Genomic DNA, 6,034 nt, shown 5'->3' on the forward strand with positions numbered 1-6,034 from the left:
TTATGGAGAGCTCTCCATAAGCAGCGGTTGCTGCCGTTCGAGTTTTCAACGTGCATGCCCTTGGCGTGCCGGATTGCGATCACTCCTATTCATGCATCGTGGTAAGGCGCAGAGACAGGTTTCAGGCGCGTAGTTGACATTGCTAGAGAGTTGACAACAGCGTGCAGAGATCTGCAAGCTCGACGAGCAAGACTGCAGCAGCATCAAGCATGGTGCGATCAATCACCTGGGCGTGTCGCCAGCGTTGATGGCTTACCGCGAGCACAAGGCCATGCTGGGCAAGACTTAGGCCGGCGAGAAGTTCCCGGCGGTTGTGATGATGGGGGCTGGCTGGATGGTGGTCCCCGACATCAAACCAGGCAAGTGATGGTGAGTGGCTGACCCGCCCTGGGTCAGCCACTCAGTCGGGATCGCTGTTTGCAGGTGATCCCGTCCTTTTTGTCAGTTGGCGCAGCAGCGCTGTGGCCAACCAGCCATCACTTTGATCCACCCGAAGCCTTGGCCACGTAGGCCGCCAGGGCGGCAATTTGCGCATCACTGAGTTTGCCGTTGTAGGACGGCATCTGCCCAATCCCGTTGCGCAGCGCGGTGGCCACGCGCTTGGCATCGGGCTTGAGCTCGTCCAGGCTGGGGCCCACGGCGCCTTCGGCTCCCGCGTCCTTGAGCGCATGGCACAGGGCGCAGGCAGGCACCGCGCCTTGGCCGAACAACACCTTGCCTTGTTGAAGTTGCGCGGCATCGTCGGCGGCGTGCACGGGCAGCACTGTGAATGCCAACGACCACAGGGCAGCGACCAACGCGTGTTTTTGGATTGTGCGCTTCATGCCACGCTCACTTTCACGGCGTGGTCGGCCCAGCTGGTGTTGTTGTAGCCGCCCGCGTTTTCCATGCGTTGTTCGGGCTGCACGTTGCCTGCGGTGTCGGTGGCTCGGCTCGCCAGGGTGAACTGGCCCGCCGGCAGGCGTGCCGCAAAAACAAACTGCCGCCACGCAAAGCGGCCGAGGTCGGGCCCCACCATGCGCGCGAGCTGCCAGGTTTTTCCGCCGTCCAGAGAAACCTCGACCTTGGCCACCGCGTTCATGCCGCCAAACGCCACGCCATGGATCTGTGTGTCACCCGCTTTAAGCGGGGCGCCGTCCGTGCCGGGACCGTTGATCCACGACTTCACCGTCATTTCCTGCACCGATGGCTGCGACGGGTCGCCCTTCGCGCCGGGCGGTGAAATGCGGTAGCCGTGCGACATGATGCGTGCGTCGGTCTCCTGAGCGGTGAAGGCCAGGCGTTTGACGTACTTGATGTTGTTCACGCCCGTGTAACCCGGCACGATCAAGCGCAGTGGGCCGCCGTGGGCCAGCGAAATCGGCACACCGTTCATTTCCCAGGCCAGCAGGGCATCGGCGAGTGCGGCAGCAGGCACCGAGCGTTCCACGATCACGCTCTTGGGGTCCAGTCCATCGGGGAGTTTTTCGCCGCCTGTGCCGGTGAGGTAGGCCATGCCGGCCTCCACGCCGCCCAGGGCATCCACCACCCAGCGCACCGGCACACCGCTCCACACCACACAGCCTGCTGCGCCCACTTGCCAAGGCGTTCCACTGGGCTTGTTGGGGAAGTAGCCGCGTCCGTTGCCAGAGCATTGCAACACCATCGCCGTGGTCTCGATGCCCATGCGCTTGAGGTCGCCCAGCGTGAGTTTGCGCGGGTTCTTCACCCCCTCGATGTTGATCTCCCAGGCATCGCGGTTGCCCAGGATCGAGACGTCGGGCGCGGGCAGGTTGTTGCGGATGTAGAGCTGCTCGGACGGCGTGATTACGCTGGTGCCGAACACACTGCGCTTGGTCTCAATGGTGGTGCTGCTGTGCACGATCAGGCTGGCCGGGTCCTTCCAGCCCACGTACGCTGGCAGAGGCTTGGCAGCACCGGCCACGGCGACGGGCGCGGTCTCACCAGCAGCGGCTGCGGTGCGGCCAAAGCTGGCCAGACCAACGGCAGCCAAAGCAGCGCCGCTGCCGGCCAGCAGGTGGCGCCGGGGGAGCGAGGTGGGTTGTTGGTTCATTTCTGGGGTCTCCGGTGGTTGGGCGTCGTGCGCCGGTTGGGGTGAAAGGGGTGAGCGGTTGATTCGTTGACAGGGACGCGGTGCCTCAGCCTGGCCCGGACACGGGAGGTGCCTGCAGTGCCGTCTGCGCGACCGCCAGTGCCTTCTTTTTCTGGGCCACCAGCAACAAGGGCTTGCCCTCGCGCGAGCGGATCACCTTCCAGTGCACGTTGCTCCACCAGCCGCTGGCCTCGCGCAGGTCCACAGGCTGGTCAAAGGCATACACCGTCACCATGCCGCCCTTCTCGAAGAACGTGGTGAGGTGGTAAGCGAGGTGACCTTCGATATCGCATGGCCGCATGAGTTGGGGAAACCCGGGCACCACGTTGGCGTCCCGCATGCCCAGGTGCATGAGCAACTGGCGCTGCTCCATGAAACTGCCCCGCAAGCTGCGCTCGTGGTATTCGTGGTCGATCGCGTCGCGCACCATCGCTGGCGGTCGCACGGCTAGCACCCCGCCGCTGGTGCCACCGGCCAGCAAAAGCGCAGCCAGAAAACGCTGCAAGCCGCGTCGCGCCAGCAGCGGCTGCGGCTTTCGGTACAGGTGTGCCGGTGCGTCGCTGGCCTCGAAGGCGATCGCCAACTCGGCGCGCGCGCGCAAATCGAATTCGCTGTCGGGCAGGAAAGGCGCGTCGGTATCGGGGCTCATGTCTTGGTCCTGCGAAACGGGGTAACGTTGACATCGGCCTTGGGTGTCGCAGGTACCCCCATGGCCAGCTTCAAAGCGTCGCGCGCACGGGCTAGGCGCGACAACACCGTGCCGGGCGCGATCTCCAGCGCCTCGGCCATCTGGGCGGTGGGCATGTCGTCGAAATAAAACAGCACCAGCACCTCGCGGTGGATGGGCGCCAGGCGCGCGAGCGCCTTGACGACATCGAGTTTGTCGTCCAGCCCCGCGTCGGGCGCCGCTTGCTCGGGCTGCTCTTCATCGTCCAGCGACTGCATGCTGGGTGCGGCCTGGCGAAAGGCGGCGCGGCGCATGATCTGAAAGAGCCAAGCCCGTGCCAGCGCAGCGTCGCGCAGTTGCTCCCGGTGCTTCCAGGCGTTGGCAAAACAGTCTTGCACCACGTCTTCGGCAATGGCGCGCGAACCAGTGAGCGCCCACGCACTGCGCAGCAAAAAACGGTAGTGCTCACGCACCCATTGGTTATAGCGGGACTCGGCAGACTGGAACAGCATGGTGATCAAGAGCGCTGCGTGGCTTGGTTCATTCCGTGGCGCTCATCGGTACTTTCCCTAGGGCTGTCGATCAAGGCCCCCGCGTCCCACCCAGCGACGGAAATTCCGCTTCCGCACCTTTGGCTGTGCGCTGCTGCAGGGTGTGCAGTCGGCGTTGCATGCTCTGGATCTCCACCGTCTGCCCGGCAATGATTTCCTCGGCCAACTGCCGGGTGACAGGATCGCGCCCATGCTGCAACACCAGCCGCGCCATGTCCACAGCGCCGGCGTGGTGCGGAATCATCATCGCCAGAAAGTCCTGGTCGGCCTGGCCTGCGTAGCCCGGGCTGTGCATGGCCTGCATCATGCGGGCCATCGATTCGTCCATATCCCGCTGGAATGCGCTGGTGTGCGCGGCGCTGGCGCCGTGGCTGGTGTGCGCGCCGCTCATGCCGTCTGGCCCTTCTCGCCCACACGCACGTAGACGAGGTTGATGCTCTTTTTGTTGCGCAGCGCGCCAGAGGGCAGCGTCAGATTGCCCAGGGGGATCTGCGCAATGAAGGTCGGGCGCAGCGGGTCGCTCACATCAAATGCACTGCACACGGTCTGGCCCGCGTTGGGCGTGCCGGGCAGCTCGTCCTGTTCGTGGGCCACATACAGCAGCGTGTTCTCGGGGTTGGTCCACAACCCGTGCGACTCGCGGCCACGGCTGGAGAAGGTGCCCACCACCTTGCGCTGTCCGCCCGGAGCGCTGCGGTCGATGATGGCGATCGGGCTCGACGCCACGCCGCCGGGGCCACCATCGTCGATGCGCGCCAGGCTGGCATAGACCACGCTGCCGCGCGCATTGCGCACGAACTCAACGTGGTTGGGCCGCGCGCCCATGCCCAGCGGCACGGTGTCGATCAGGTCGAAGCCACCCTGCGTCGAGCGGCAAGACACCGCATCAGCCAGCTTGTGCGAGAACCACACCTCGGCACCGTCGGGTGTGGTCTTCATGAAGGGCGTGAAGCCGGGTTTGTCCTGTGCGCTGATGTCCAGCGTGGTCAGCCGCTGCGGTTGGCTGTGGCCATCCGCGCCGGGGTTGACGCGGAACACGTCGATCTTCGACACCTTCTGGCTGGCCACAAAGGCCAACGTACCCTCACGGTTGAACCACACCTGCGCCGGGCCGCTCAGCGTGGGCAGGTATTGGCGAACCGCGCTGGAGCCCGGGCTGTCGGCCCCCTTGAGCTGGCGAACGGCACGATCGACGCCGACGATGGCAATGCGGTCTTCACCGCGCAGCGTGACCCACAGCTCGCGGCCGTTGCGCGTGAAAGTGGGCTCGTGCGGTTCGCGGCCCAGCAGCAGGCCACTACTCAGGCGCTCGGGGTTGGTGGTGGGCCCAGACGCAGGGTTGGGTGTGTTGCCGATGACGCGGCGCTGCTCGGCGTCGATCAGATAAATGTTGCTGGAGCCGCGCCCGCTGGTGGCCAGCAACCGGCCATCGGGCGACGGCACCGCGCCGTGCGCATCGATACAGCCGTGGTACAGCGGCTTGTGGACCATCGCCGCGTGCGTTGGCGCCACGCCGGCCGTCACAAAGCGAAACGGGGGACGAGGGTCTTCGTCAAAGCTGGTCAGGTTGATCGTCGACTCGACGGTGTTGGTCTTCGGGTCGATGACCACCAGCGTGTTGGAGTCTTCATTGGTGATGAAGACGCGATCGCGCGGGTCGATGCCGGTGGCTGCGGCTCCCGCTGAAGCGCCGGACGGGGCCTGGGCATGTGCTGCGGGCAGCGCGCTGGCTGCCGCGGCGGCCAGGGTGTACTTGAGAATGTCGCGGCGTTGGGTGGTCATGTTTGCTTTCTGAGTTGTTGTGGAGAGTGATCGCTTGGGTCGTGGGCCGGCAGCCGCCGATGAACCACTGCCCAGCGCTTGCTTCAGGTCAAGAGCGCGGCTCGGGCCGTTTCATTCCCTGGGCATGCCGACAGCGCGTCGCGCCGACGCCGCCCTGGCCTTCAGCGCGGGGTGCCAAGTTGCCGATAGACCTCGGCCGACACCTGCGCCAGCACGCTGCGGTCGGCGTCGGACGACAGGGCGTAGCCGAAGGGACCGTCGACCCAGTAGAAGACATTGACCACACCTTCGCGTGCGAAGCGGAAGGCCGTGTCTGTGTTCTTCACGCCGGCCTGCAGTGCCTTGTCCGGCCCCGCGGCACTGCCCACGTCGGCGACATCGTTGGACACGTACAGCGTCAGCTTGCTGCCGAGCTCGTTGCGGTACATGAACTGCGCCACCGGCCCCTGGCCACCCGGCAACAGGCGCCCGCCTTCCAGCGTGTAGCCCTGGGCCTGCAGGTGCGGCGGCTTCATCGGCGCGCCCATGCGCTTGGACAGCCAGGCCACGAGCTGGTCTTCGTGCGCCGCGTCCACCTCGACCGGGCGGCGCGCGTCTGGGCTGTACACCGCATGGGCCACCGCCGCGCGCTGTGCGAAGCTGCCCGCTGACACCAGCGTCAGGCCGCGCTCGGCGGGTGCTGCGGCGGCCATGCGGCCGGCATCGTCGCCCCCCGCGGGCAGGCCGCCCCGCAAGCCCCAGCCTGTGGCGCCGCTGATGACGGCGATGGCGATCCCAGCGGCCAGGCGCTGGAGGTACCAAGGCGTCTGCGGCACGGCACGCGGGCGCGCCGATTTCAGCAGGCGCTGCGGCGGCTGTTCATACAGCACGGGATCGAACAAGACGTGCAGTTCGCGCTTCTGCGCCCGGTAGGCCTCCAGGCGCTGCGCGTCTTCAGGGCGT

Annotated in this window: 7 protein-coding genes; all 7 read right to left on the bottom strand. The window is 66.1% G+C overall.

What is annotated here, in order from left to right; translation table 11 throughout:
- Positions 1-476: 476 nt before the first annotated feature.
- Complete coding sequence (locus tag ACSQ22_RS26105; RefSeq protein WP_008904214.1) at positions 477-824, bottom strand: c-type cytochrome; 348 nt, start codon at positions 822-824, stop codon at positions 477-479.
- The gene (locus ACSQ22_RS26110; RefSeq protein WP_008904213.1) at positions 821-2,053 is read right to left on the bottom strand and encodes a sulfite oxidase; all 1,233 of its coding nucleotides are present in this window, start codon (positions 2,051-2,053) and stop codon (positions 821-823) included. The genes ACSQ22_RS26105 and ACSQ22_RS26110 overlap by 4 nt, the downstream gene beginning before the upstream one ends.
- A gap of 85 nt (positions 2,054-2,138) precedes the next feature.
- Complete coding sequence (locus ACSQ22_RS26115; protein ID WP_008904212.1) at positions 2,139-2,741, bottom strand: hypothetical protein; 603 nt, start codon at positions 2,739-2,741, stop codon at positions 2,139-2,141.
- Entirely contained in the window at positions 2,738-3,271 is a 534-nt protein-coding gene (locus ACSQ22_RS26120; protein WP_050813810.1) for an RNA polymerase sigma factor, read from the bottom strand. The genes ACSQ22_RS26115 and ACSQ22_RS26120 overlap by 4 nt, the downstream gene beginning before the upstream one ends.
- Before the next feature lie 70 nt (positions 3,272-3,341).
- Complete coding sequence (locus ACSQ22_RS26125; RefSeq protein WP_008904210.1) at positions 3,342-3,701, bottom strand: DUF305 domain-containing protein; 360 nt, start codon at positions 3,699-3,701, stop codon at positions 3,342-3,344.
- Positions 3,698-5,092 carry a YncE family protein gene (locus ACSQ22_RS26130; protein WP_008904209.1) on the bottom strand — a complete coding sequence of 465 codons (1,395 nt, stop codon included), beginning with the start codon at positions 5,090-5,092 and terminating at the stop codon, positions 3,698-3,700. The genes ACSQ22_RS26125 and ACSQ22_RS26130 overlap by 4 nt, the downstream gene beginning before the upstream one ends.
- 161 nt (positions 5,093-5,253) lie before the next feature.
- A partial coding sequence (locus ACSQ22_RS26135; RefSeq protein ID WP_436131951.1) for an anti-sigma factor family protein occupies positions 5,254-6,034 on the bottom strand: 781 nt, incomplete at its 5' end.

Source organism: Acidovorax sp. LjRoot38, from assembly GCF_964252975.1.
GTDB lineage: Bacteria > Pseudomonadota > Gammaproteobacteria > Burkholderiales > Burkholderiaceae_C > Acidovorax > Acidovorax facilis.